General features: G+C 61.3%; 24 protein-coding genes. 11 read left to right on the top strand and 13 right to left on the bottom strand.

Annotated elements, in window-relative coordinates; genetic code table 11:
• Positions 1 to 44: 44 nt before the first annotated feature.
• Together CIW50_RS23785 and CIW50_RS23780 are read left to right on the top strand one after the other, a co-directional pair.
• Complete coding sequence (locus CIW50_RS23785) at positions 45 to 1,052, top strand: ATP-grasp domain-containing protein (RefSeq protein WP_149533639.1); 1,008 nt, start codon at positions 45 to 47, stop codon at positions 1,050 to 1,052.
• Positions 1,045 to 2,364 carry a bifunctional folylpolyglutamate synthase/dihydrofolate synthase gene (locus CIW50_RS23780; protein ID WP_149533638.1) on the top strand — a complete coding sequence of 440 codons (1,320 nt, stop codon included), beginning with the start codon at positions 1,045 to 1,047 and terminating at the stop codon, positions 2,362 to 2,364. Before CIW50_RS23785 ends, CIW50_RS23780 begins: the two co-directional genes overlap by 8 nt.
• Positions 2,365 to 2,491: 127 nt before the next feature.
• Here CIW50_RS23780 and CIW50_RS23775 read toward each other — a convergent pair whose 3' ends face one another.
• Together CIW50_RS23775 and CIW50_RS23770 are read right to left on the bottom strand one after the other, a co-directional pair.
• Positions 2,492 to 3,409: an amino acid ABC transporter substrate-binding protein gene (locus CIW50_RS23775; RefSeq protein ID WP_149533637.1), complete on the bottom strand. Its 918-nt coding sequence runs from the start codon at positions 3,407 to 3,409 to the stop codon at positions 2,492 to 2,494.
• Between the two features lie 8 nt (positions 3,410 to 3,417).
• Complete coding sequence (locus tag CIW50_RS23770; protein ID WP_149533636.1) at positions 3,418 to 4,713, bottom strand: dicarboxylate/amino acid:cation symporter; 1,296 nt, start codon at positions 4,711 to 4,713, stop codon at positions 3,418 to 3,420.
• Positions 4,714 to 4,946: 233 nt separating this feature from the next.
• Between CIW50_RS23770 and CIW50_RS23765 the strand changes: the two genes are divergently transcribed.
• The 3 genes from CIW50_RS23765 (at position 4,947) to CIW50_RS23755 (ending at position 7,972) form a co-directional block, all read left to right on the top strand.
• Positions 4,947 to 5,960, top strand: a complete 1,014-nt coding sequence (locus CIW50_RS23765; RefSeq protein ID WP_149533635.1) for an NADP-dependent oxidoreductase — start codon at positions 4,947 to 4,949, stop codon at positions 5,958 to 5,960.
• 893 nt (positions 5,961 to 6,853) lie between these two features.
• Positions 6,854 to 7,312, top strand: coding sequence for a PaaI family thioesterase (locus CIW50_RS23760; protein ID WP_149533634.1), 459 nt, complete (start codon positions 6,854 to 6,856; stop codon positions 7,310 to 7,312).
• A 249-nt stretch (positions 7,313 to 7,561) separates the two neighbouring features.
• A complete protein-coding gene (locus tag CIW50_RS23755; RefSeq protein ID WP_149533633.1) occupies positions 7,562 to 7,972 on the top strand; it encodes a response regulator in 411 nt (136 codons plus the stop codon).
• A gap of 116 nt (positions 7,973 to 8,088) precedes the next feature.
• Here the strand turns inward: CIW50_RS23755 and CIW50_RS23750 are convergent, their stop codons facing one another.
• The 4 genes from CIW50_RS23750 to lepA all read right to left on the bottom strand — a co-directional run bounded on the left by CIW50_RS23750 (position 8,089) and on the right by lepA (position 12,365).
• A complete protein-coding gene (locus CIW50_RS23750; RefSeq protein ID WP_149533632.1) occupies positions 8,089 to 9,309 on the bottom strand; it encodes an ABC transporter substrate-binding protein in 1,221 nt (406 codons plus the stop codon).
• 147 nt (positions 9,310 to 9,456) lie between these two features.
• Positions 9,457 to 10,044 carry a hypothetical protein gene (locus CIW50_RS23745; RefSeq protein ID WP_149533631.1) on the bottom strand — a complete coding sequence of 196 codons (588 nt, stop codon included), beginning with the start codon at positions 10,042 to 10,044 and terminating at the stop codon, positions 9,457 to 9,459.
• A 15-nt stretch (positions 10,045 to 10,059) separates the two neighbouring features.
• Positions 10,060 to 10,422, bottom strand: coding sequence for a DUF1801 domain-containing protein (locus tag CIW50_RS23740; RefSeq protein WP_246664434.1), 363 nt, complete (start codon positions 10,420 to 10,422; stop codon positions 10,060 to 10,062).
• A 137-nt stretch (positions 10,423 to 10,559) separates the two neighbouring features.
• On the bottom strand, positions 10,560 to 12,365 hold the full coding sequence (gene lepA / locus CIW50_RS23735) for a translation elongation factor 4 (protein ID WP_149533629.1): 1,806 nt from the start codon (positions 12,363 to 12,365) through the stop codon (positions 10,560 to 10,562).
• A 126-nt stretch (positions 12,366 to 12,491) separates the two neighbouring features.
• On the opposite strand from lepA, the gene CIW50_RS23730 reads away from it, so the two are divergent.
• Positions 12,492 to 14,123: a glycosyltransferase family 39 protein gene (locus CIW50_RS23730; RefSeq protein WP_149533628.1), complete on the top strand. Its 1,632-nt coding sequence runs from the start codon at positions 12,492 to 12,494 to the stop codon at positions 14,121 to 14,123.
• A 32-nt stretch (positions 14,124 to 14,155) separates the two neighbouring features.
• On the opposite strand, the gene CIW50_RS23725 is transcribed toward CIW50_RS23730, so the two are convergent.
• The 5 genes from CIW50_RS23725 to CIW50_RS23705 form a co-directional block, all read right to left on the bottom strand.
• Positions 14,156 to 14,458 carry an HPr family phosphocarrier protein gene (locus CIW50_RS23725; RefSeq protein ID WP_149533627.1) on the bottom strand — a complete coding sequence of 101 codons (303 nt, stop codon included), beginning with the start codon at positions 14,456 to 14,458 and terminating at the stop codon, positions 14,156 to 14,158.
• On the bottom strand, positions 14,455 to 14,856 hold the full coding sequence (locus tag CIW50_RS23720) for a PTS sugar transporter subunit IIA (protein WP_149533626.1): 402 nt from the start codon (positions 14,854 to 14,856) through the stop codon (positions 14,455 to 14,457). Before CIW50_RS23720 ends, CIW50_RS23725 begins: the two co-directional genes overlap by 4 nt.
• Before the next feature lie 131 nt (positions 14,857 to 14,987).
• Positions 14,988 to 15,512 carry an HPr kinase/phosphorylase gene (locus tag CIW50_RS23715; RefSeq protein ID WP_149533625.1) on the bottom strand — a complete coding sequence of 175 codons (525 nt, stop codon included), beginning with the start codon at positions 15,510 to 15,512 and terminating at the stop codon, positions 14,988 to 14,990.
• A complete protein-coding gene (locus tag CIW50_RS23710; protein WP_172980452.1) occupies positions 15,509 to 17,269 on the bottom strand; it encodes a sensor histidine kinase in 1,761 nt (586 codons plus the stop codon). The genes CIW50_RS23715 and CIW50_RS23710 overlap by 4 nt, the downstream gene beginning before the upstream one ends.
• A 180-nt stretch (positions 17,270 to 17,449) precedes the next feature.
• Entirely contained in the window at positions 17,450 to 18,151 is a 702-nt protein-coding gene (locus CIW50_RS23705) for a response regulator transcription factor (RefSeq protein ID WP_068733897.1), read from the bottom strand.
• 231 nt (positions 18,152 to 18,382) lie between these two features.
• Here CIW50_RS23705 and CIW50_RS23700 point away from each other — a divergent pair, with 231 nt between their 5' ends.
• From CIW50_RS23700 to CIW50_RS23690, 3 genes are all read left to right on the top strand, one after another.
• Entirely contained in the window at positions 18,383 to 19,120 is a 738-nt protein-coding gene (locus CIW50_RS23700; protein ID WP_149533624.1) for a HugZ family pyridoxamine 5'-phosphate oxidase, read from the top strand.
• Between the two features lie 182 nt (positions 19,121 to 19,302).
• On the top strand, positions 19,303 to 20,916 hold the full coding sequence (locus CIW50_RS23695; protein ID WP_149533623.1) for a phosphoenolpyruvate carboxykinase: 1,614 nt from the start codon (positions 19,303 to 19,305) through the stop codon (positions 20,914 to 20,916).
• Between the two features lie 181 nt (positions 20,917 to 21,097).
• A complete protein-coding gene (locus tag CIW50_RS23690; protein WP_149533622.1) occupies positions 21,098 to 21,532 on the top strand; it encodes an EamA family transporter in 435 nt (144 codons plus the stop codon).
• A gap of 27 nt (positions 21,533 to 21,559) precedes the next feature.
• Here the strand turns inward: CIW50_RS23690 and CIW50_RS23685 are convergent, their stop codons facing one another.
• Positions 21,560 to 22,033: a hypothetical protein gene (locus tag CIW50_RS23685; RefSeq protein ID WP_149533621.1), complete on the bottom strand. Its 474-nt coding sequence runs from the start codon at positions 22,031 to 22,033 to the stop codon at positions 21,560 to 21,562.
• Between the two features lie 78 nt (positions 22,034 to 22,111).
• The gene (locus tag CIW50_RS23680; protein WP_149533620.1) at positions 22,112 to 22,708 is read right to left on the bottom strand and encodes a hypothetical protein; all 597 of its coding nucleotides are present in this window, start codon (positions 22,706 to 22,708) and stop codon (positions 22,112 to 22,114) included.
• Positions 22,709 to 22,840: 132 nt separating this feature from the next.
• Between CIW50_RS23680 and CIW50_RS23675 the strand changes: the two genes are divergently transcribed.
• Positions 22,841 to 23,506, top strand: coding sequence for a response regulator (locus CIW50_RS23675; RefSeq protein WP_149533619.1), 666 nt, complete (start codon positions 22,841 to 22,843; stop codon positions 23,504 to 23,506).
• Positions 23,503 to 24,891 (top strand): sensor histidine kinase, encoded by a 1,389-nt coding sequence (locus CIW50_RS23670; RefSeq protein ID WP_149533618.1) that lies wholly within the window; start codon positions 23,503 to 23,505, stop codon positions 24,889 to 24,891. The genes CIW50_RS23675 and CIW50_RS23670 overlap by 4 nt, the downstream gene beginning before the upstream one ends.
• Positions 24,892 to 24,893: the final 2 nt, after the last annotated feature.

Below are 24,893 nucleotides of genomic sequence, written 5' to 3'. Positions count from 1 at the left end.
AGTCGTCACAGGCGGCTTTTCGTTCAATCCTGGGCCTGGCCTTGATGACATCCCTTCGCGACATCCGGGCCGGAAAGCCCCCGTTCTATCCCGACCAGTCGATCTATGCCGAATATGCCTGCCGTCAGTCGGGGCTGGATTTCGCCGAGGTCGATGGCGGAACGGGCCTGATCTTTACTATCGGCCGCAATAGCAGGAGCGCATCTTTCGGCGCCGGCCGCGGCTCGTTCTTTCCGCAGAACAATGCCACGGCTGCGACGCTGGCGAACGACAAGTATTTCGCCAATGTACTGATGGAGCGCGCCGGCGTCCCGACTTTGGGCGGGAAGTACTTCTTCCTGCATGAGCGTTATCGTGCCCATCGCCCGCCCGGTCACGAACATGCCGATGCGGTCTGGCATTTCGCCGAACTCGGCGATCGGGCCTTCATCAAACCTCTGATGGGATCGCGCGGCGACTTTGCGGAGATTGTCGCGGGCGGCGATGCGCTGATAGCCTATCTCAGGCAGGTTACGCAGTATTATGACGCGATCCTGATGCAGCGCGTCTATGCCGGCCAGGAATATCGCGTGTTCATCCTCGACGACGAGGTCGTGTATTGCGCGCAGAAGACGGCGCCCTTTGTGACTGGCAACGGCAAGGCGACGCTCAGGCAATTGATCGCCGCGGAGACGTCCGCGCTGGACCGGCACGGGATTTCGTCGGCCACGACCGGCTTCGATGAGAGGTCCCTCGATCGCGTGTTGCCATACGGTGAACGACGGGCGATCCTTGGCCGGATGAATCGCAGCGCAGGCGGCAGCATGAGCTTTGCAGCGCCGGGCAACGAGACTGTTGCCTTTGCGATGGCGCTGCAGGCCGCCAAGGCGCTCGGTCTGCGCGCCGGCGCGGTCGACCTGTTTACGGATATCGACGGAGATGCTGCGGCCTTGCGCGTGATTGAGGTCAATGCAAATCCCTCGATCCGCTTTCTCGAAGACAGTGGCCGCGAGGATCTGATCCTGCGCATCTGGCGGCATACTTTCACGGCGATCGGCCTGCTCGATGTTTAACCTGCCCAAATATGGCGAAGGTCTTTGCCTCGCGCGGCTGGCGATGCTGCTCGATGCGCTGTCCATCGACCGTATCAGGCTGCGTAAACATTCCGTGGTTGTCACCGGCTCCAACGGCAAGGGCAGCACGGCGGCATTCTGCGCCAGCATCGGCCGCGCCTTCGGCCTGCGCACGGGCCTGTTCACATCGCCGCATCTCTATCGTTTCAACGAGCGCTTCCAGATTGACGGTGTGCCCGTCGACGACGAATTGCTCGAAGCTCTCGTGCTGCGCGTCGCCACCGCCATCGCCGATCTCAAGCAGCACACGCTGCATGAAACCTTTGGTGCCTTCGAGGCGCAGTTCGCGCTGGCCTGCCTGTATTTCCAGGAGACCGAATGCGAATTCGCGGTGTTCGAGGCAGGGATCGGCGGACGCTACGATCCGGTTCGACTGGTCGGTGCCGATATCACCAGTGTCACTTCGGTCGATCTCGAACACGTCAACCTGCTCGGCAACTCGCTGGAGCTGATCGCGTGCGACAAGAGCGATGCCTGCATTTCGGGCGGCACGGTCGTCTATGGCGAGAACTGCCTGCCCCTGCGCAGCAATCTCGCCGAATATAACCGCAACCGGAACGTCACCGGCCTCCACGTCGGTGACGAGATCACGATCAGCAACGTGTTTGCGTCGATCAAGGGCCAGACCTTCAACTGCCGGCTTGGCGCGTTCGATCTTCGGGCGCTCGAACTTATGCTGGCCGGCGATTTCCAGCTCAACAATGCTGCGGTTGCCGCTGCACTGTTCATTCTCTGGATGCAGCGCATGCATCCGGACGGGACCACCAGCGCCATCGATCACGCAATCAGGACCGGGTTGCGCGACACCAGGTGGCCGGGTCGGCTCGAGATCGTCCAGCGCGATCCCCTGACCGTCATCGATGTCGGTCACACGCCCGACGGCGTCGCGCAGGCCTTGAAAGGGCTTCGCGCGATCCATGGTGCCGATAACTGGATTCTCGTGCTCGGCGTCTCCGGTGACAAGAATGTCGACGATATCGCCAAACACCTCGCGCCCGTCTTCGATACGATCGTGTGCACCCGCGCCTATCATAAAGGCGCCGATGCGCGGGTTGTCGGCGCGGCTGCGCGCAAGGCCCACCCGGTCGCGCGCATTCATGTGGCCAATGAGATCGAGGATGCCGTGCGCTTGAGCCAGCAACTGGCGCGCGCCGTACCACGCAAGATCTATGTCGCGGGTGGATTATTCGCAGCGATCGAATACGCGACGGTGCTGCGCGGCGGCAAGGCGCAGGACCTCGTGTTTTTCTAGGGCAATTTCACTCGTCATTCCGGGGCGCGTTCTTGCGCGAACCCGGAATCCCGGAGTGATGAACATCCAGAGATTCCGGGTTCGCGTGCGGCTCGCGCCGCCCGCGCCCCGGAATGACAGTTTGCGGTCAATTCGTCCCGCCCGCTGAGTCGTCCAGCACCTTGAAACTCTCCTCGAGCTGCGGCGAGATCGAGACGCCCATGCGTTCGCCGGTCGGCAGACGCGCGACGAACCATTTGTTGTAGAGCGGGATCAGATCGCGATTGGAGCCGAGCCGGCGAAACGTGCGCTCGACGACTTCGCTCAGCTGCTTCTCGCCCTTGCGAAACATGATGCCGTAGGGATCGTAGGACAGATAATCGCCGACCACGCGGAATTTGTCCTGCGACTTGTGTCGTGCGATCAGGCCCGACAACAGGATATCGTCGGTCGCGAAGGCATCGGCCTTGCCGTCGACCAGCATCTGATAGCTCTGCTCGTGATCCGGCGAAGCCACGATATTGAGGCCGAGATTGAACTTCCTGTCGACCGCATACATCGCCTGCTCGTTGGTCGTGCCTTTGGTGACGACGATGGTCTTGCCCTTGAAGTCGGTCGGTGCGACCGCGCTTGTCGTCTTCGGCACCATCAGCTTGGTGCCGGCGACGAACATCAGCGGCGAGAACGCGACCAGCTTGCGGCGTTCGGCATTGGCTGTGGTCGAGCCGCATTCGAGATCGATCTTGCCGTCGACCACGGCGGGAATGCGATCGTCCGACGTGACTTTGACGTATTCGATCTTGAGCTGGGGATCGTCGACTTCAATGCCGATGTCCTCGACGATGGCCTCGCAGAGTTCGAGACTATAGCCGATCGGACGCCCCGCTTGATCGAGGAACGAGAATGGCGGCGAACTCTCGCGATAGCCGAGCTTGACCACATGCGCCTTCTTGATCGCTGCCAGCGTCGGGCTAAGCCCTTCCGCAGGCGCTTGCGCCTGCGCGGTCGTCGCCAGCAGCAAAGCAGCCAGCAGCCCGGTGATCGAACCGGTCAGATAGTCGCGCATCATGCACCTCAACCATGTCCGAGGGCAGGGATTTCTCCGGGGATCATGTCGCCGGGCACCACATCGTCAGGGCCGAGCTCATGTTCGGGCGCGAGTTCGCCCTCCCATTTCGCCACCACAGCCGTGGCCAGCGAATTGCCGATCACATTTGTGGCGCTGCGGCCCATATCCAGGAAAGTATCGATGCCCATGATCATCAACAGGCCCGCTTCGGGAATGTTGAACTGGCTGAGCGTCGACGCGATCACCACCAGCGAGGCGCGTGGCACGCCGGCTACACCCTTCGAGGTGATCATCAGCGTCGCCAGCATCGCGAGCTGCGTGCCGAGCGACATCTCGATGTGATAGGTCTGCGCGATGAAGATACTGGCGAAGGTGCAATACATCATCGTGCCGTCGAGATTGAACGAATAGCCCAGCGGCAGCACGAAACTGGAGATGCGCGACGAGGCACCAAAGCGGTTGAGACCCTCCAGCGTCTTCGGATAGGCGGCTTCCGAGCTCGCGGTGGAGAAGGCGATCATCAGCGGTTCGCGGATCAGCCGCAGCAGATGGCTGTAGCGCGGCCCGATGACGATGAAGCCGACAACCACAAGGATGCCCCACAGGATCATCAGCGACAGGTAGAAACCGCCCATGAAGACGATCAGCTTCCACAGTACGCCGAGCCCGTTCTTCGCCACTGTTGCCATGATTGCCGCCCATACCGCGAGCGGTGCGAACAGCATCACATAGCCGGTGACCTTCAACATGATGTGACCAAGGTCATCGATCAGTTGCAGCATCGGCTTGGAGCGCTCCGGCATCGCACCCATCGCAACTGCGAAGAACACCGCGAAGATCACGATCTGCAGGATCTCGTTCTGCGCCATCGCGTCCGCGATGGAGGTCGGGATCAAATGGGTGAGGAATTTTTCAATGGAGAAAGCCGATACCGGCAGGCCCGTCGACTGGCCCGCGGCCGGCAGCGTTCCCGGGAAATTCGCGCCGGGCTGCAGCAGGTTGACCATCACCAGGCCGAGCAGCAGCGAGATGAAGGAGGCGCTGACGAACCAGCCCATGGTCTTGGCGAAGATGCGGCCGAGCTTGGAGCCCGAGCCCATATGGGCGATGCCGCCGACCAGGGTGGCGAAGACCAAGGGCGCGATGATCATCTTGATCAGGCGCAGAAACAACATGGCGATCAGATTGACGTCGGCCGCGATCTCGCCGCGGCTATCGGGCAAATAGTTGAAAACCAGCGAGCCCATCACGATGCCCAGCGCCATCGCGATCAGAATGTATTGCGTAAACCTGTTCGACATACCGACCCCCGTTACACATTCCCAACTGCGACAGTCTGTCATATTGATCAGGGCACGCAACAAGCTTCGTCAGCCGCGTACCGTTTCGGTATCATCAGGCGGCAAATAGCCGTTGTGGAATGCCGCGCTGCCGCATAGCGTCATCGCCAACTACAAAAACTGTGCAGTCTGATTGTTTTATGCGCGGCGACTGCAACAAGTTTCGACAAAAGAAAAACAGGGAGACAACGGCCATGACCGACGTAACGACCGACACCATCAATCATCAGGTGCTGCTCGTCGAAAAGCCCACAGGAAAATTGGGGCCCGAGCATTTCAAACTATCAAAGGGTGCGGTTCCCGAACCGAAGGACGGGGAGGCGCTGCTGCGCGTGCGTTACATCTCGCTCGATGCTGCCAATCGCGCATGGATGCACGGCGCAACCTATCGCGCGGCGGTCGAGGCCAATACGGTGATGGCGGGCGGCGGCATTGCCGAAGTCGTGTCGTCGAAGTCGCCTGCGCTGAAGCCGGGCGACATCGTGTTCGGCGACACCGGCTGGCAGAATTACGCGGCGGTGCCGGCCAAGCATCTCAGCAAGATGCCATCAATGGAACCGATGACGCACCTGCTCAGCGTCTATGGCATCGCCGGGCTGACAGCCTATTTCGGCCTGCTGGACGTCGGCAAGCCCAAGACAGGCGAGACCGTCGTCGTTTCGGCCGCGGCCGGTTCGGTCGGCTCCATCGTCGGCCAGATCGCCAAGATCAAGGGCTGCCGTGTGATCGGCATCGCCGGCGGCAAGGACAAATGCGACTGGCTGACCAGGGAACTCGGTTTCGATGCCGCGGTCGATTACAAGGACGGCGCGGTGTTCAAGGCGCTGAAGGCCGCGGCGCCGGGTGGCATCGATGTGTATTTCGACAATGTCGGTGGCGATATTCTCGAAGCTTGTCTCGCACAGATGAATCTCAACGGCCGCATCGCCTGCTGCGGCGCCATCTCGCAATATGACGGTGCGCCCTCTGCGACCGGCCCGCGCGGCGTGCCCGGTCTCATCGTGGTGAAACGCCTGACCATGCAGGGCTTCATCGTGATGGACTATATGAACCAGCGCGAGCGCGCGTTGACCGATCTGCAGTCCTGGGTCGCATCGGGCAAGCTCAAGGTGCAGGAAGATGTCATCGACGGATTGGAAAATACGCCGCAGGCGTTGATCGGATTGCTGGCCGGTGAGAACCGGGGCAAGCGGATGGTGAAGGTGTAGGGAGTACATCGGGCAGCGCCTCTTCCCTTTCCCTCCCACTGCGCATTGCTACGCAACGCTTGAGGGAGGGATACTTCTGGCGCCCAAGCGTCGTTGCTGATGTGAATGTCAAACAGCCACTATCCTTCAGACATACGACATCGCCCCCATTGTTTGCGGCGCGGGGGCGCCGTCGTCTCTTGCATTCCCGCCCCCTGTGAGAGGGCGTGCGGAACGCCGGGTGCCCGTTGCACCCTTGGGCCTGATGCCGATGCGGTCTTCCGCAAGGTAGTGCATCAGGACTTTCGGAGGCGCAGGGCAAGTGCCCAGCGTTCCGCATGCGGTGTTTTTTCGATTGCTTGCGCTTTGCCATGGCGAACGGTTCTGTCGAACGATTCCATCACCAAAATTACAGTCCCAAGGCGAAGGGACAGGGTGCCTCAAGCGAGTAAGCCGAACGCGTTTTGAGTTGGTCGTCCGTCACTTGATCTGCAGGTTTCTTCCATCTCAAGACAAACCGTGCCGCCTGTCCCAGTGGTATCCTGACCACAGACGATCCGGCCTGCCGCAAGACAGCCGTCACCCACATCTCCCGTGACGCCGCATCTCCGGCGTCCACCGCATCCCACCCCGCGAACGTGACGATCGCGATCGCCCCTCTCGGTGGGGCAGGACGGGGGGAATATAAACCTGACGAGGATGATGTCAACGGAGGATAGGAAAAAATGTTTGGCGCTGTCTTGCCGCCCCACGCTGTCATTCCCCGGCGACGCGCGCCCCGGAATGACGAACGAGGAGCCATGCAGATACCGTGGCAAGACCGGCTTATGGCGTCCTATCCAGCGGTCCCCCGCTTTTGTATGACCTAGCCCTCACTCCCTCCAGCCCACCGATATCTCCAAGAAGGAAAATCCATGTCTGATGCGGCGACTGACGCGGCCAATGCCGAACTCGAAGCCGCCGGCTGGAGCATCATGGACGATGACGGGTTCATCCATTTCGTCGGCCCGATGTGGCACCGGATCGTCCACGGCGCGCACGAATTCGCGATCCTCGGCCAGGACAAGCACCGCAACCGCCGCGGCGTGGTTCAGGGCGGGGCGGTGATGACGCTGGCCGATCGCAGCTGTGGCATGGCGGCGCGCGAGGCTGCGGGGGTCGAGGCGCTCGCCACGGTCCAGATGGATACTTATTTCGTCGATGCCGCGCGGATAGGCGACCTGATGATCTCGCGCCCCAAGGTCGTGCGTTCCACCAAGAGCCTGATCTTCATGAGCACCGAGGTCAGCGTGAACGATCACGTGGTTGCGACCGCGCATGGCGTCTTCAAAACAGTCCGCGACCGTACTGACGCTGGTCGCAAGGCCGACTGAGCGGGTAGCGCCGTGGATTCCGTCACAGTGCGAATTATCTCGCAGGTGACGGAACGAATGGCCGGCCACGTTGCTTAGCAAACATCCGAACCAAAACGGTTTCAGCACGACCCATGTTCACGTTCCCATATTCGCGTTCCCGATTCATTTGCCGACCTGACCACGACTGATCGACCGCTGCCTTCGTCAACCATACGAGCCACTTTCGGCCCTCTGGCGTATGGAACCGCCCATCAAGGTTCAAATCCCATGGCCCATGACGCTGTCGCAAACGACACCGCCCTTCGCACCACCGTCCTTGTCGTCGAGGATGACGTGCTGTTGCGGATGTATGCGGTCGAAATGATCACGGAAGCCGGGTTCCGGGTAATCGAGGCGCAGGATGCTGACGCTGCGATCCGCGTGCTCGAAGCGCGCGACGATATCCGCATCATCTTTACCGATATCGACATGCCTGGCTCGATGAACGGGCTCAAGCTCGCCCATGCGGTCGCCAATCGCTGGCCGCCGATCCGCATCATCGCGACATCAGGCCATTTCAAGATACACGAGGGCGACCTGCCTGATGGCGGCCGTTTCATCCCGAAGCCCTATCGGCAGCATCAGATCATCGGCGCCCTGACCGAACTCGCCAATCCCGGCAGCGCCTTCGGCTACTGATAAGCCCGTTCGCAATTGCGCTCACGGTTGACGCCTCCACACCGCCGGTCGCGCTGGTTCCGAGACACCAGCGACCGGCGGGGCAGGTCTGTTTGAGGCAAGCCAGACGATCAAACTCAGTCCTTCTTCACATACTGGCATCCGCCGTCCTTCATCGGCCGGAACACCTGATCGCCCGGCACTTCCGCCAGCACCTTGTAGTAATCCCACGGCGCCTTGGATTCTTCCGGCTTCTTCACTTCCAGTAGAAACATGCTGTGCACCATGCGGCCGTCCTCGCGCAGGAAGCCGTTGTCGGTGAAGGCGTCGCGCACCGGCATCTCGCGCATCTTCGCCAGCACTGGCTTGGTGGCACGTGTGCCTGCCGCCTGCACGGATTTGAGATAATGCAGCGTGGCGCTGTAGGTCGCGGCCTGGTTCATGGTCGGCATCCGCTTCATCTTGTCGAAGAACTTCTTGCCGAAGGCCCGCGTGCGATCGTTGAGATCCCAGTAATAGGCCTCGGTGATGATCAGCCCCTGCGCCATCTTCAGGCCGAGCGAGTGGATGTCGGAGATGAACATCACGATGCCCGCGAGCTTCTGCCCGCCGGCGACGATGCCGAATTCCGACGCCTGCTTGATGGTGTTGATGGTGTCGCCACCGCCATTGGCCATGCCGATGATCTTGGCCTTGGACGATTGTGCCTGCAGCAGGAAGGACGAGAAGTCCGCGGTGTTCAGCGGATGCTTGGAGCTGCCGACCACCTTGCCGCCTGCCGCGCGCACGACATCGCCGGTGTCACGTTCGATGGAATGGCCGAACAGATAGTCCGCTGTGATGAAGTACCAGGAATCGCCGCCCTGCTTGACGATGGCGCTGCCGACTGTGTGAGCATTGCCATAGGTGTCGTAGGTCCAGTGCGCAGTATAGGGCGAGCACGATTTTCCGGTGATGTCCGACGAGGCCGCGTCGGTGACGATCATGATCTTCTCGAACTGCTTCGACATTTCCATGCCGGCCAGCGCAGTCGCCGATGTCGGCATGTCGACGATCATGTCGACATTCTCGGCCTCATACCATTTGCGCGTGATCGTGGCGGCGACGTCGGCCTTGTTCAGCGCGTCGGCGGTGACCAGCTCGATCGGCTTGTCGAACATCTTGCCGCCGAATTCCTCGATGGCGATCTTGGCCGCCTCGACATTCCCCTGGCCGCCGATGTCGGCATAGACCGAGGCGAAGTCGGCGAGCACACCAATCTTGAGCGGAAGCGTGTTGGCCTGCTGGGCCAGCGCCGAAGCGCCAAACAACAACGAAACGGCAAAGGTCGTAGCCGCAACCGTGCGGTGCGCGATCATTCAATCCTCCCCAAGTTTTCATACGCGCCGTTTTCGGCGTCGTAGCGGCAGCATGAGGGGCGAAGGCCGGGGAGGCAAGGGCGGTGTGAGGGATGTTTGGTCGCAGAAATCTGGCGCATTGCGGCGGGCGGAAAATTGTGCCGGCGGCTAGCTCCGGCCGCGTTTTGCATTGACGAAGGAGCTCAGCCGGCTGAACGTCGTTGGTTCGAAAATGCAGATCGCCAGCAGGATGAGCCAAGCCACACAGAACAGGGGCAGCGGATGGCTTGTCGCGGGCCACAAATCCCAAATCACATAGGCTTGCGCGATTCCCGGAAGGAACATGGTCAGGAGCAAAGCGGTGAGCAGCGGGAGGTGGCTGAAAGTATAGAAGAAGGTGCAGGCATAGATCAGCATCGTGAGCAACAAGAGCCAAGTCAGGCTGGTTAGCCAGATCACGTCCCCGAGATAATGCGCGACGGCGTAGGCCCCGATGAAGACGACGATCGTGGCGATCACACCGTCCGGATTGTAGTGGAATACGGCCAGTGCGGCTGCGGCAATAGACAGTGCATCGACGAACCATCCGCGCGCCGTGTCATAGCGGCGGACGAGATTGTCGGGACAGATCTCTGGAATGCAATTTCCACTCATCGGGAATGGGTCGTCGCAACTGGCGGATCCGTTCATTTCCAGCTGCAAGCGGAAGCGCCGAAAAGCCGCGAAACGGCAAGCGTCGTGGCAGAATCCGCTCAATGCTTCTCGCGGTGCCTATGAGCGCGGCTTGCGTTTGCTTCGGTGATAGGTGAGCGCCAGTCCGACGCAATGGCGCAGAGCGACTTCGGGAGGGTCGTCGTCGAGGCTGAGGATGATGCTTCGGTTACCGTCGTAGTTCAGGTCTTCGGGATACAGCGAGCGAAACGTTTCAACCAGATTGGTATTGCAGTTGAAGTAGAGCGCGTACCCGTTGGTGTCCTTGATCCGGTCGATCCGTATGGTGCTGCCGCTTCCGGTTGCCGTCGTGAGATAACTCGGCTGATTCCACTTCAGCGTCTCTTCGAGTGGGCCTACGCCATCGATTCCCGCGGCAGTCTCGAAGATCAGCTGGCGGAGCGCCAAGAGCCTGGCCTTCATCGTCGGTGGATGCTGGTCGAATGCCGCTTTGACAGCTGGATCTGAAAAGCCTTGGGGAGGTCGCTTCGCCGCTCTGTTCGCATTCCTTGTTGCTGCCATAGGCGGTGCCTCAAATCAGAACGGCGGTCGGTTGGCCCTCAGCTATCCACCTTCAGCGCCGCAATGAACGCTTCCTGCGGGATGTCGACCTTGCCGAACTGCCGCATCTTCTTCTTGCCTTCCTTCTGCTTCTCCAGAAGTTTACGCTTGCGGCTGATGTCGCCGCCGTAGCACTTCGCGGTCACGTCCTTGCGCAGCGCGCGGACGGTTTCGCGGGCAATCACCTTGCCGCCGATCGCTGCCTGGATCGGAATGACGAACATGTGCGGCGGGATCAGTTCCTTCATCTTCTCGACCATGGCGCGGCCACGGCCTTCGGCGCGGGTGCGATGCACGAGCATCGACAGCGCGTCGACCGGCTCGGCATTGACCAGGATCTGCATCTTGACGAGATCTGCGGCTTTGTAGTCGGTCAGATGATAGTCGAACGAGGCGTAGCCCTTCGAGATCGACTTCAGGCGATCGTAGAAGTCGAATACCACCTCGTTGAGCGGCAGCTCGTATTTCACCATCGCGCGGGCGCCGACATAGGTCAGCTCTTTCTGATTGCCGCGGCGTTCCTGGCAGAGCTTCAGCACGCTGCCGAGATATTCGTCGGGGGTCAGGATCGTGGCTTCGATCCACGGCTCCTGGATCTCGGCAATCTTCACCACGTCCGGCATGTCGATCGGATTGTGGATTTCGATCTCCTCGCCATCGGTGAGATGCATCTTGTAGATCACGCTTGGCGCGGTCGCGATCAGGTTGAGATCGAACTCGCGGCTCAGGCGCTCCTGGATGATTTCCAGATGCAGCAGGCCGAGGAAGCCGCAGCGGAAGCCGAAGCCCAGTGCAGCTGAGGTTTCCATTTCGAACGAGAACGACGCGTCGTTCAGCCGCAGCTTGCCCATGGCGGCGCGCAGCGTTTCGAAATCGTCGGCATCGACCGGGAACAGGCCGCAGAACACCACGGGGATGGCGGGCTTGAAGCCCGGCAGCATCTCGGTGACCGGCTTGCGATCATCGGTGATGGTGTCGCCGACGCGGGTGTCCGCGACTTCCTTGATCGCGGCGGTGATGAAGCCGATCTCGCCGGGGCCGAGTTCGTCCACATTGACCATTTTCGGCGTGAAGTAACCGACGCGTTCCACGTCATAGGCCGCGTTGGTGCCCATCATACGGACCCGCTGGCCCTTCTTCATGACGCCGTCAACGACGCGGATGAGCACGACGACGCCGAGATAGACGTCGTACCAGCTATCGACCAGCAGCGCCTTCAGCGTGCCCTCGCGATCGCCCTTCGGCGGCGGCAGCCGGTGCACGATGGCTTCCAGCACGTCGGGCACGCCCAGACCTGTTTTTGCCGAAATCATCAACGCTTCCGAGGCGTCGATGCCGATGACGTCCTCGATCTGCTTCTTCACCTGCTCGGGCTCGGCCGCGGGCAGATCGACCTTGTTGAGGATCGGCACGATTTCGAGATTGGCGTCGAGCGCGTGATAGACGTTGGCGAGGGTCTGGGCCTCCACGCCCTGCGAGGCGTCGACCACCAGCAGCGCACCTTCGCAGGCCGCCAGCGACCGCGAGACCTCATAGGCGAAGTCGACGTGGCCGGGCGTGTCCATCAGGTTGAAGATGTAATCCTTGCCGTCCTTGGCCTTGTAATGCAGGCGGACGGTCTGCGCCTTGATCGTGATGCCGCGCTCGCGCTCGATATCCATCGAATCGAGCACCTGCTCCTTCATCTCGCGCGCCTGCAACCCGCCGGTGATCTGGATCAGGCGGTCGGCCAGTGTCGATTTGCCGTGGTCGATATGGGCAACGATGGAGAAGTTGCGGACGTTCGAAATCGGGGAGGTTGTCATGCGCGCGGGATAGCATTCAGGCCCCGATGCAGCAACCTTAATGCGGGTTTTCGCCCGGATTCCGGCCCTGTTTCCGTCACGGCATCCTGATTTTACTCCGGCCCGAAACGCGCTAGGCAGGGCCCCATGAGTACAATCGCTTCCTCCGCCCCTCCCAAGCGCCGGGGTATTCTCTCAATTGGTCGCCGCGGCGCCGCCCGGCTCGTCGCATGGGCCTGCGATCCGCATTTGAGCACCGTCCTGGTGGTCGGGTTCACGATCGCCCATGTGGTGTTGTGGACCGCTATCCTGACGCAGGTGAAGGCCGCGCAGGACATCCATTTTGACGTCTCCGAGGGCTATGCCTGGGGGCAGAAGTTCCTGTGGGGCTATGGCAAGCATCCGCCGCTGTCGGGCTGGATCTCGGGTGTCTGGTTCAAATTTTTCCCGCCGGTGGACTGGGCGACCTATCTGCTCGCCATGGTCACAGTCGGCATCGGCATGATCCTTTGCTGGGCGATCGCGCTGCGCGTGGTCGATCGCCGCCGTGCCTTCTTCGTGCTGGTGATGGTCGCGATCTACCCGATCTTCAATTTCAAGGGCTTCAAATACAATCCGGACCTGCTGCAGCTGGTGACCTTGCCGCTGGTGGTGCTGGCCTATTTGCATGCTTTCGAGAAGCGGACGATCCGCTCGGGTTTCCTGCTTGGCGTCGCCGCTGCGCTGGCGCTGATGACCAAATACTGGGTGGTGACGATGATCGGCGCCATCGGTCTGGCCGCGCTGATCCATCCCCAGCGGATGCTGTTTCTGCGCTCGCCGGCGCCATGGATCGCCATCGCGACAATGGTGGCTGCGATGATTCCGCATCTCGACTGGGTGCGGCAGGTGGAGTACGCGCCATTTCGTTACGCTGGCAATACCTATGCGATCTCGTCGCACTGGGAGAGCCTGCAACTGGCATGGGGCTATGTCGGTCACAATATCGCGCTGCTGCTGTTGCCGCTGGGTCTGGCCGCTGCGGTGCTGGCCTGGAGCCCGCGCTGGTGGATGTCGGTGGCGCGTGATCCCCGCGCATTCGTCAAGCGACCGTGGTCACTGACGAGAAACCCCGGTGTCCGCAGGGATCAGGCCCTGAATATCTGGCTGATCCAGGCCATCGTCGCCGTCGGCCCGCCCATCGGGGCGTTGGTGTTCGACGTCTATATCAAGACCGATTGGGGCATCTCGCTGTTCTTCCTGGTGCCACTGGCGGTGATTGCGATTCCAGCGCTGAAGGTGCCGCGGATCGCGCTGGTGCGGCTCGCCGCGATCTGGCTGGTGCTGTCGCTGGTCATGCTAGCGGCCGCGCCGCAGATCGCCATCGCGTCACTGCCACGCGATGCCAACGGCAACTTTGCTCACATCTCCTATTCGCAACTCGCGCGTGAACTTACCGAGGTCTGGCACAAGCGCTTCCACACGCGCTGGAGTAATGTGGTGGGCTTCGTCGATGTTGCCGAGCAGATGACGTTCTACAGTCCGGACCATCCGCTGCCGCTGACGCCTTATGAACCATGGCCATCAGGCGTGACGTCGATGGAAGAAGCCAAGCGCAATGGTTTCATCGGCATCTGCCTGGTGGGTGACTGGAAATTCGAGCGCTGCGAATCGTGGATGAAGGACAATCTCCCGAATGCCGAACGCATCGTGATGTCGACGCGGCGCTTCTTCAAGGGCAATGTCGGAACGACCACACGGTGGAATGTCTATGTGGTGGCGCCTGGAGCGATGAAATAGTCGCTCGCTGACGTAGAGCTTTCGACTGATCGCTACTCTTCGCCGAACTTGTTGGTCACCAGTTCGGTGATCGCATCGAGTGCCGCCTGGGCCTCGGCGCCTTTGGCGGCGACCAGAATGCTGGTGCCCGGGCCGGCGGAGAGCATCATCAGGCCCATGATCGAAGTACCGCCAACGGTCTCGCCGTTGCGCGTCACCGTGACGTCTGCATTGAACCGCTCGACCATCTGCACGAATTTGGCGGAGGCGCGCGCGTGAAGGCCGCGCTTGTTGGTAATAGGAATCTCGCGTGAGACGCTGCCGGACACGGTCGTATCGTCTGGGCTGTCGTTCATTTGCCGGCGAGAACGCGGCTGGCGATGGTGACGTATTTGCGGCCGGCTTCCTGTGCCATGGCGATCGCATCGGGCAGTGCGCGCTCTTCGCGCACCTTTGCGAGCTTCACCAGCATCGGCAAATTGATACCCGCAAGAACCTCGACCTTCGGCCGGCTCATGCAGGAGATCGCCAGATTCGATGGCGTGCCTCCGAACATGTCAGTGAGGATGGCTACGCCATCGCCACTGTCGACGCGATTGACCGCTTCGATAATGTCGCTTCGACACAAATCGGAATCGTCTTCGGCGCCGATTGTCACGGCTTCGATTTGCTTTTGCGGACCCATTACGTGCTCAAGCGCCGCCTTAAATTCGTCGGCAAGGCGCCCGTGGGTCACAAGTACTAGACCAATCATTGGAAACTCCTCGTGGGTGCTTTTGGTGCACCGCACGAAAGGGCCACTTTGACCATCCAGAGCCCCTATGCAAGAGGGCACTTCGCGAATCTCCCTTAAATTGCACGGATGCGGCGGGAAGTAGCGCGGGTCTATTCGGTGGCGATAGTGGGACTAATATGGTTACCAATTTCCTTCGAGCAATCGTCCAAAGGTCGCAGCGCTCCCAAACCCTCGATTGTCGTCAGAGCAGCTACTACCAAGGGTAGGGGGTGAAAGCCTGTTCCGACCGGGATTCGAGCTAATTCGACGCCCTCCAGCGTGGTTTTGAGCGCTTCCGGCTCCGGCAGGCGTGCGGCGTCGGGTGCGTCAAGATCGACCACCAGCCCGACAATGGCGCCGGTAGCGCAGTCCAGCCGTCGGATCCCGAGCCCTCTGATCTCCAGCAGCCCGACCAGTTCGGGCGCTGGCCGTACCCACAGCTTTCCGTCCCTGACATCCAGATGGACCCGGTCGTCACCGACCAGCATGGCCTCGGGAAGCTGACCGCTCTGACCGGCAAGGATCAGATCGAATACCAGCCGCGACTTTCCGGAGCCGGACGGTCCCCGGATCAGCACGGCGCGATCATCCACCAGCACGGCAGAGGCGTGAATGCTTTTGCCATCCGCGTTCATGTCGCAGGCAACCGCACAACGAAGCGCGCACCCAGCACCGGGATCTCGCCGTCGGCGCCGGCCGGGCCGATGCGGTTCTCCGCCCAGATCGTGCCGCTATGGGCTTCGACGATCTGTTTGGAGATCGACAGCCCGAGGCCGGAATTCTGGCCGAAGCCCTGATGTGGCCGGTCGGTATAAAAGCGCTCGAAGATGCGTTCGAGTGCGTCCTGTCCGATGCCCGGGCCGTCGTCGTCGACGACGATCTCGATCTTGCCTTTCAGGCGGCGGCAGACGATCCGCACCTTACCGCCCGGCGTCGAGAACGACTGCGCATTGGTGACGAGATTGGTGACGACCTGACCCAGGCGGGAGTCATGGCCGGGCACCGAAAACGCATCACTGGCAGCGCCTTCGAAGCGGACTTCAACGCCGACGTCATGACCGAGCTTGGTTTCGTTGGCGACCGAGGTCAGTGTGGTCAGCAACCGTCGAACGTCGACGGGCGCGGTGTCGTTGCGCTGCAGTTCGGCGTCGAGGCGGCTGGCGTCGGAAATATCCGAGATCAGCCGGTCAAGCCGGCGCACGTCGTGTTCGATGACGGCGAGCAGGCGACCGCGGCTGTTGTCGTTCTTCGCCAGCGGGAGTGTTTCCACGGCGGAGCGCAGCGATGTCAGCGGGTTCTTCAACTCGTGCGAGACGTCGGCGGCAAACATCTCGATCGCCTCGATGCGGTTATAAAGCGCGTCGGTCATGTCGCGCAGCGCGCCGGACAAATGGCCGATCTCGTCGCGGCGCCGTGTGAAGTCAGGAATTTCCACGCGGGTGCGGATACGGCGGCGAACGCGCTCGGCGCTGTCGGCAAGACGTCGTACCGGGCCGGCGATGGTCGATGCCAGCAGCAACGACAGCACGATCATCACCACGGCAGCGACCGCGAAAACTTTCAGAATCGCCAGACGCTCGGCCGTCACCATCTGATCGATGTCGTCGCCCTGGGTCGACAGCATCAGCGAGCCATGCACGGCGCGGAAGCGCTGCACCGGCACGGCGACCGAGACGATGACTTCGCCGCGTTCGTTGATACGCACCATGCTGCTCTTCAGGCCGTCCAGCGACTGCTGGACTTCCTGATAGCCGTTGCCGTTTTCCGGGCCGAGTTCGCGATACAGCGGCAGGTCGCCGCGGTTGAGCCAGGTCCGGATCGCGATCATCGTGCGTTCCGCAATGCCGGGCTTTTCGGAGGTCGGAGGCGGCAGTTCGAAACGCAGCACGTCGCCGCGGCCATAGAGGCTGCGGCTGTCGAGGATCAGTACGCCGTCACGATCGTAGATGCGCGCACGCGTCTTGGTGGGCGAGATCAATCGCCGCAGCACCGGCGCGACGCGCTCGGGGTTGATCGGGAAATCGAGGCCGGAGAGTTCGTCCGGCACGCCGTAAGTTTCGCCCGGCTTGAGATCGAGCAACCGGTCGGGGTCGATGGTGATGGTGTTGGTTTCGACCGTGGCCGAGGCGGCGATGGCGCTTGCGATGATTTCGGCTTGTACCAGCAGGCTCTGCGCGCGTGCGTCGATCAGACCGGCGCGAAATTGCGAGAGATAGAGAATGCTGGCGACCAGGGCGCAGAGCCCGGCGAGGTTGAGCGAGACGATGCGGCGCGTCAGACTCGAGAAAGTCAGCGCAACAAAGAATTGCCGGGCACGACGCAGCCAGTCGAGCGGGCGCTGCCAGCCGCGCCGGGTGCGATCGGCGTCGCCGCCTGCCGCATCCGGCGACATGCCGTCGGCGTCCAGGCTTTCATCAGGCTGCGTGCGATCCAGCAATGCCAAAACTGCTCGGTTGTTGTCGATATCTGCGATACGCCACGCAGCGCTCATTGTTGCATGTGCGTGTGCGCATTCTAGCGCAGCACGGCTGAGGCGTCAGGACCCAACCGTGCTGCTGGAACCGTCTCTGGATCAGGTTTCCTTGAAACGATAACCGACGCCGTAAAGCGTCTCGATCATTTCGAAGTCGTCGTCGACGACCTTGAACTTCTTGCGTAGCCGCTTGATGTGGCTGTCGATGGTGCGATCGTCCACATAGACCTGATCGTCATAGGCGGCATCCATCAGCGCGTTGCGGCTCTTCACTACGCCGGGACGCGTCGCCAGCGCCTGCAGGATCAGGAATTCAGTGACGGTCAGCGTGACCGGCTCGTTCTTCCATGTGCAGGTGTGACGTTCCGGATCCATCCGCAGCAAACCGCGATCGAGCGCCTTGGCATCAGTCTCCTTCGGAGCGGCCGTCGGATCCTTCGGCGCAGCACGGCGCAGCACGGCTTTGACGCGCTCCACCAGCAGACGTTGCGAGAACGGCTTCCGGATGAAATCGTCGGCGCCCATCTTTAGACCGAACAGCTCGTCGATCTCTTCGTCCTTTGACGTCAGGAAGATCACCGGCAGATCGGACTTCTGGCGAAGGCGACGCAGCGTCTCCATGCCGTCCATGCGTGGCATCTTGATATCGAGGATCGCGAGATCTGGCTGGCTGGTGCGGAAACCATCGAGCGCAGAAGCACCATCCGTATAGGTCATGATACGGTAGCCCTCGGCTTCCAGCGCGATCGATACGGATGTGAGAATGTTACGGTCGTCGTCGACCAGAGCGATAGTTGGCATGAGCCTGCTTTCCGAAGCGGGATGGGCTATCCGGCAGAATTCGATAATCCGCCGTATGAGGTGGCCTTAAGAACACAGTCAACAAACAAGTCCTGCAACGAGCAATGCAAGCTGGGCTGAAGTGTGGCCAAGTTCCCTGAACGCTTGAATGACGCGTAGGTTCCCTAGATGTATAGACCTCCCACTAGAGAAGAAAAAGCCAATTTTTGCAATGAAATACGGGATCTAACGATGCAACCGACCCCTGATTTCGACCCCTCGCGTGTGACCCGGTCGTTGTTACGGCGCAGCCGGCAGGGCGCCTTGGCCACCCTGTCCGCCGGCACCGGCGATCCCTATTGCGCGCTGGCCAACGTCGCCAGCCATCCTGACGGGTCTCCGATTCTGCTGATTTCCCGGATGGCGCTGCATACCCGCAATATCCTGGCGGATGCCCGGATCTCGCTGATGCTGGACGAGCGGGCGCCGGGCGACCCCCTGGAGGGCTCACGCATCATGCTCGGAGGTATCGCGCAGGAGGCCAGCGAGAGCGAAAAACCGCTGCTGCGCCGGCGCTATCTCAGTGCCCATCCATCCGCACAAGTCTTTGTGGACTTTAAGGATTTCTCGTTCTTCAGGATCGTGCCGAAAAGCGCCCATCTGGTGGCTGGCTTTGGCCGCATTAACGACCTGAAGCCGGGGCAATTCCTGACTGATCTCACCGATGCCGAAGGCATGCTGGAGGGAGAGGAGGACGCTGTTGCTCATATGAACGCCGATCATCTCGATGCGCTCAATCTCTATGCAACGAAGCTTCTAAGCGCGAAGGCGGGCGACTGGCGCTGCACCGGATGCGACCCGGATGGCATGGACCTGCAGAACGGCGCGACGGTGATGCGGCTGGACTTTCCGCGGCGGATTGTCACTCCGGGTGCATTGCGGCAAGTCCTCAAGGAACTTGCAGAGCAGGCCCGCGCTTTGAACAATTGAGCCGTATCAAGTGCGGCGCTGGAATAACCAAATATATGGACGGTAGCTTGGCATTTCACATCTTCGTCACTATTAGATCGCCGGACTACGGGCCGAGCGTTTATAGTGAAGGCTACCCCTGCTGACGTGTGATTGAAGACAGTCGCACAGGTCGGACAGGCGGACTCAAGGAGGAATATTCCGTGCAAGAGACGGGCGTACGCAACGGTACTTATGGTGCCGATAAATTCGGACTGAAAAATCTCAAAGCGGTGAACTGGAATCTCGGCGCGCCGCAGCTTTACGAATATTCGCTGCGCAATGGCGAAGCCGAATTGTCGTCCGATGGCGCGCTCTGCGCTGACACGGGTGACTTCACCGGCCGCAGCCCAAAGGACAAGTTCACCGTCAAGGATGCTTCCACCGAACAGATGTGGTGGGCCGGCAATCAGGCGATCACGCCCGAGCAGTTCGAAGCGCTCTATGTCGACTTCAAGAAGCACGCCGAAGGCATGACCCTGTTCGCGCAGGACCTTTACGGCGGTGCCGATCCGAGTTTCCAGATCAAGACCCGCGTGTTCACCGAACTCGCATGGCACTCGCTGTTCATCCGCACGCTGCTGATCCGCCCGGAAGCAGCTGCGTTGAAGGACTTTGTGCCTGAGCTCACCATCATCGACCTGCCGAGCTTCAAGGCCGATCCCAAACGTCACGGCTGCCGCTCGGAAAACGTCGTAGCCATCGATTTCGCCCGCAAGATCGTCCTGATCGGCGGGTCTTATTATGCCGGCGAGATGAAGAAGTCGGTCTTCACCACGCTGAACTACTATCTGCCTGCCAAGGGCGTGTTGCCGATGCATTGCTCGGCCAATGTCGGCCCTGACGGCGACAGCGCAATCTTCTTCGGCCTCTCCGGCACCGGCAAGACCACGCTCTCGGCCGATCCGAAGCGCACGCTGATCGGCGACGATGAGCATGGCTGGGGCAAGGACGGCATCTTCAACTTCGAAGGTGGCTGTTACGCCAAGACCATCAAGCTTTCCGAAGAAGCCGAGCCTGCGATCTATGCCGCGAGCAAGCGTTTCGGTGCCGTGCTGGAAAACGTCGTGCTCGACGCCAACACCCGCCTGCCGGATTTCGACGATGGGTCGAAGACCGAGAACACCCGCTCGGCCTATCCGCTCGACTTCATTCCGAATGCATCGCGTACCGGTCGTGCGCCGCAGCCCAAGAATGTGGTGATGCTCGCCGCCGACGCGTTCGGCGTGCTGCCGCCGATCGCCAAGCTGACTCCGGCGCAGGCGATGTATCACTTCCTGTCCGGCTACACCGCCAAGGTTGCAGGCACCGAGCGTGGTCTCGGCAACGATCCGGAGCCGGAATTCTCGACCTGCTTTGGCTCGCCGTTCCTGCCGCTCGATCCGTCGGTCTATGGCAACATGTTGCGTGACCTGATCGCCAAGCACAATGTCGACTGCTGGCTGGTCAATACCGGCTGGACCGGTGGCAAGTATGGCGTCGGTTCGCGCATGCCGATCAAGGCGACGCGCGCGCTGCTCACCGCGGCGCTGAACGGCTCGCTGCGCAACGTCGAATTCCGCACCGACAAGTATTTCGGTTTCGCGGTCCCGACCGCGCTGGATGGCGTTCCCTCGGAGATCCTCGATCCCGTCAATACCTGGAAGGACAAGGCCGAATTCGATGCCACCGCGCGAAAACTGGTCGGCATGTTCCAGAAGAACTTCGCCAAGTTCGAAGCGCAGGTCGACGCGGACGTTCGTGCTGCGGCACCGGATGTGAAGATTGCGGCTGAGTAAGTCTCTGCTTCAAGATTGAATGCAAAAGGGCGACCGGGACGTCGCCCTTTTTGTTTGATGGACAAAATTTAAGGTCGCCTTCGGGCAAGGAGTGATGCAGTCCAGTGTTACAAGCGAAAATGGGATTGCCGCCGCGAGGGCTGCTTGCCATGACAGCTGAGAGTTTGAGGGCTGCTTCGATATGAAAAACGTCATGCTCTCCTGGCCGTTCTGGGCGCTGCTGTCCGCGGCCTTTGCGGCGCTGACGGCGATCTTCGCCAAGATCGGCATCGAGAACGTCAATTCGGACTTCGCGACGTTCATCCGCACCGTCGTCATTCTCTTTGCCGCCGGCATGATGGTCTATGTCACCGGCAACTGGCAATCGCCGTCAGCGGTCTCGCCGAAGACGTGGTTTTTCCTCGTGCTGTCGGGGTTGGCGACCGGCGCGTCGTGGATCTGCTATTTCCGCGCGCTCAAACTTGGCAATGCCGCGCAGGTGGCGCCGATCGACAAGCTGAGCGTCGTATTCGTGGCGGTATTCGCCGTGCTGTTCCTCGGCGAGAAACTGTCGCTGCCGAACTGGCTGGGCGTGGCTCTGATCGCCTGTGGTGCCGTGCTCGTCGCCTATCGGTGACGGCGAGCACGGTTCTCACGCTTTTGCTTAGACTGCCTGCTGCAACGTCTCGTTCCATTTCGTATCGTGGCTTTCCACCGGTTTCGTTTTGCGGATGTGGCCATTGAGTTCGATATGCAATTCGATGAGTTGCTTGTCGCGTCGGCCGAGCACTTCAAAATGCCTTGGCTTGCGGCGCGGTTCGCCCACCGTCTCGTAGCCGGCGACACGCGCCGCCTTCAATGCATCGCGCGGTTCGCCATCGGCATGATGCTCATGCGGCTTCTTCCTGTGTTCGATGGTGATCGTGGTGTTGCCGGAGGTCAGGCGCGACACTTTCAGCTCGGATGGCTTCATCTCGCCTGAGAGACTGATCTCGTCGCCAACGCGCAACGCGTGTTGTTCAAGTCCCTTCGGCGTGATGTCGGCGAGCACGGCACCTTGACCGGTCTCGACCACGAACCGGTGGCCAAAAACATGTGTAATCTTGCCGCTGATGGCTGCGGTGTGATGATCGGGCATCCTGAAATCCTGTGATGATATACTTGGCTGGGAGAAAGCGGGTCCGATCGCTCAGGCCCGCGAAGTTTGCGTGACGCGTTATCGGGCGCGCGGTGGCGGAGGTGGTGGGGCATCGTCATCCTCCGGACCGCCGGGCGGCGGCGGGGGAGGCAGACCACGGTCGGCGCGCTCTCCCGGTCCTGCCTTCGGTCCCTTCGGCCCCTTGGATCCCTTCGGACCTTTCGGGCCGCCGGGAGGGCCGAATGACTCGTTGCGGCCGTCGGCATGCGCGAGCACATCGGCATGTACGATACCGTCGTCGAAACGGCCCTGCACGGTGACTGTCTCGCCCTTGGCAACGATGGTGCGATCCTCGCCGCGGGGGCCGGTATCGACCAGCGCGCGACCGCTGGCATCCTGCACAATAAACTTGTTGCCGAAGATCTCGACCACATCGCCCTTGATGGCGACCGGGCTCCGCTCGGTCATCTTGTCGATGGATACGGGTTGCAAGAGCATGACGCTTTGCGGTTGCCAGTTCTGCGCGAGCCGTGTGCCGCCTGCGCCGAGGGCCGCTCCCGCGATCAGCAGTGCGGCAACCGCGCCCACGGCGATGGCGCTGCTGCGCGACATCCGCAGACGCCGCTGGGGCGGTGGTAGAGCTTTCGGTTCGGAGGTATTATTCGTATCAATCATGGCTGGTTTTCCTGTCATCGTTGCCGATGTCAGGACCGTAGCGCTCGTCGCCCAATCCAGCCTGAACCGAACCGTTCAGGCTGAGTTAAGCTACGCCGCCTAGTCGTGGCGAAGATTCAGACGAGAACATCCATGAAGATATTGCTTGTCGAGGACGACACGCTGCTCGCTAGCGAGATTGCCTCGGCTTTGCGCCGGGAGAATTTCGCCGTCGATATTGCGGCCGATGGTGAGGAAGGTCACCATCTCGGCGATACGGAATCCTATGACGCTGCCGTGCTCGATCTTGGCCTGCCGAAAATGCCAGGCGCCAATGTGTTGCGCGCTTGGCGCAAGAGCGGGCGGCAGTTGCCGGTACTGATTTTGACGGCCCGGGATGGCTGGACCGAAAAGGTCGATGGTTTCAAAGCCGGCGCCGACGACTATCTGACCAAGCCGTTTCGCGTCGAAGAACTGATCATGCGGCTGCGCGCGCTGGTGCGGCGGTCGGCCGGCCATGCCGCACCGGAGATTTCCTGCGGGGCACTGACTTTCGACGCGCCGACGGGGGTGTTCGAACTCGATGGTTTGCCGCTGAAGCTCACGGCGCTGGAATGGCGCGTGCTGCAGTCGCTGATCATGCGCAAGGATATGGTGTTCGATCGGCTTGAGCTGATGGAAAAAGTCTATGAAGGCGATGCCGGCACGGATTCCAATTCGATGGAAGTGATCGTGGCGCGGCTGCGGCGCAAGATCGGTCATGACATGATCGAGACTGTGCGTGGACGCGGCTATCGCTTGACGGCGGGTCCCGCATGATGCGGCACGAAGCGTCGCTGAGCCGTCGGCTGCTGACCGCTGCCGGTGCGTTCATCGCGCTGGCGCTGATCATTGCGACCGTCCTGATTGGCTTCGTGCTGCACCGGTTCGTGCAGGGACAGATCGATCAGCGGCTCGATACCCAGATCGTGTTTCTCGCGTCGATGTTGCGCGCCGATGGTGCCGGCCGGATCAGCCTTGCCGGCAACGCAGATGGACCACCCTTCGAGCGCAGGCGCCGCGGCTGGTACTGGCAGGTGACGGGTCCCAGAAATGTATTGCGCTCGGCGTCGCTGGATGGCGCTGATCTTGATGCGCCTATGCTCGCGGCGCGCGAGGACCGTCCGCCTGCGCCGCCAAGGAAAGACCGCGAGGAGCGCCCGCGTCCTGCCGATGGCGTCGGGCCGGATGACGATTATCTGCATTTCCGCATCAAACCTGTGAAAGTCGGCGGGCTCGACGTCACCATCACCACATCGGCACCGCGTGCGGCGGTGCTCGGCCCATTGCGCGAGGCTATGATCACACTTGGCATTTCGCTGGCTGTGCTCGGGCTGGCGCTTGTTCTCGCGATCATGCTGCAGGTAAGGCTGGGATTGCGCCCCCTTGAAAGATTGCGCAGGGCGGTGGCGGATGTGCGCAGCGGGCGCCTCGATCGCGTGCCGTCGCGACAGCCGCTGGAAATTCAGCCGCTGGTGGAAGAGCTCAATGGCCTGCTCGATCAGAATGCCAGTAGTCTCGAACGGGCCCGCCGCCATGTCGCCAATCTCGCGCATGGCCTGAAGACGCCGCTGGCCACGCTGGCGATTGCGGCATCCGCTGACGGCGGCCGAGATCCCGCGACGCTTCAACGGCTGGTCGCGCAGATGGAGCGCCGCATTCGCCATCACCTCGGGCGTGCGCGGACGGCCGTGTTGAACGGCCCCGTCCGCGCACAGACCTTGATCGTGCCGCGACTGCAGGATCTTGGAGACGCACTCGGCAAGATCAATGGCGACAAGGCCGTCGTATTTTCGATGAACGTGCCGGCCGATCTGATGGTTGCTTGCGAGCAGCAGGATTTTGACGAGATGGCGGGCAATCTGCTCGACAACGCATTCAAATGGGCACGCGGGAAGGTCTCGATACGCGGCGTGAGGCAGGATTCGCTGATCGAATTGAGCGTCGAGGACGACGGCAGCGGACTCTCCGCCGACGAACGTGCGCAGGTGCTGCGGCCCGGCGAACGGCTCGACGAAGGCGCGCCGGGGTTCGGCTTTGGACTGTCGATCACCAGCGAGCTGGCTGAGCTTTACGGTGGTGACATCGCACTGGGCGCGTCGCCACTGGGGGGCTTGTGCGTGACGCTTCGTCTCCCGGCGGCAGGGGCCGCCGAGAGCCGATAGGT

This window comes from Tardiphaga sp. P9-11, from assembly GCF_008329525.1.
GTDB lineage: Bacteria > Pseudomonadota > Alphaproteobacteria > Rhizobiales > Xanthobacteraceae > Tardiphaga.
The sequence above is the reverse complement of the archived record's forward strand: the minus strand, read 5'-3'. Positions and strand labels throughout refer to the sequence as shown.

Coding starts and splice junctions, on each gene's coding strand:
- CIW50_RS23675 (WP_149533619.1), top strand. CDS start 22,841: ATGAAGATATTGCTTGTCGAGGACGACACGCTGCTCGCTAGCGAGATT.
- CIW50_RS23740 (WP_246664434.1), bottom strand. CDS start 10,422: ATGAAGGCCAGGCTCTTGGCGCTCCGCCAGCTGATCTTCGAGACTGCC.
- CIW50_RS23685 (WP_149533621.1), bottom strand. CDS start 22,033: ATGCCCGATCATCACACCGCAGCCATCAGCGGCAAGATTACACATGTT.
- CIW50_RS23690 (WP_149533622.1), top strand. CDS start 21,098: ATGAAAAACGTCATGCTCTCCTGGCCGTTCTGGGCGCTGCTGTCCGCG.
- CIW50_RS23765 (WP_149533635.1), top strand. CDS start 4,947: ATGACCGACGTAACGACCGACACCATCAATCATCAGGTGCTGCTCGTC.
- CIW50_RS23755 (WP_149533633.1), top strand. CDS start 7,562: ATGGCCCATGACGCTGTCGCAAACGACACCGCCCTTCGCACCACCGTC.
- CIW50_RS23775 (WP_149533637.1), bottom strand. CDS start 3,409: ATGCGCGACTATCTGACCGGTTCGATCACCGGGCTGCTGGCTGCTTTG.
- CIW50_RS23715 (WP_149533625.1), bottom strand. CDS start 15,512: ATGAACGCGGATGGCAAAAGCATTCACGCCTCTGCCGTGCTGGTGGAT.
- CIW50_RS23670 (WP_149533618.1), top strand. CDS start 23,503: ATGATGCGGCACGAAGCGTCGCTGAGCCGTCGGCTGCTGACCGCTGCC.
- CIW50_RS23720 (WP_149533626.1), bottom strand. CDS start 14,856: ATGATTGGTCTAGTACTTGTGACCCACGGGCGCCTTGCCGACGAATTT.
- CIW50_RS23710 (WP_172980452.1), bottom strand. CDS start 17,269: ATGTCGCCGGATGCGGCAGGCGGCGACGCCGATCGCACCCGGCGCGGC.
- CIW50_RS23725 (WP_149533627.1), bottom strand. CDS start 14,458: ATGAACGACAGCCCAGACGATACGACCGTGTCCGGCAGCGTCTCACGC.
- CIW50_RS23760 (WP_149533634.1), top strand. CDS start 6,854: ATGTCTGATGCGGCGACTGACGCGGCCAATGCCGAACTCGAAGCCGCC.
- CIW50_RS23770 (WP_149533636.1), bottom strand. CDS start 4,713: ATGTCGAACAGGTTTACGCAATACATTCTGATCGCGATGGCGCTGGGC.
- CIW50_RS23750 (WP_149533632.1), bottom strand. CDS start 9,309: ATGATCGCGCACCGCACGGTTGCGGCTACGACCTTTGCCGTTTCGTTG.
- CIW50_RS23780 (WP_149533638.1), top strand. CDS start 1,045: ATGTTTAACCTGCCCAAATATGGCGAAGGTCTTTGCCTCGCGCGGCTG.
- CIW50_RS23705 (WP_068733897.1), bottom strand. CDS start 18,151: ATGCCAACTATCGCTCTGGTCGACGACGACCGTAACATTCTCACATCC.
- CIW50_RS23785 (WP_149533639.1), top strand. CDS start 45: ATGACATCCCTTCGCGACATCCGGGCCGGAAAGCCCCCGTTCTATCCC.
- CIW50_RS23680 (WP_149533620.1), bottom strand. CDS start 22,708: ATGATTGATACGAATAATACCTCCGAACCGAAAGCTCTACCACCGCCC.
- CIW50_RS23700 (WP_149533624.1), top strand. CDS start 18,383: ATGCAACCGACCCCTGATTTCGACCCCTCGCGTGTGACCCGGTCGTTG.
- CIW50_RS23730 (WP_149533628.1), top strand. CDS start 12,492: ATGAGTACAATCGCTTCCTCCGCCCCTCCCAAGCGCCGGGGTATTCTC.
- lepA (WP_149533629.1), bottom strand. CDS start 12,365: ATGACAACCTCCCCGATTTCGAACGTCCGCAACTTCTCCATCGTTGCC.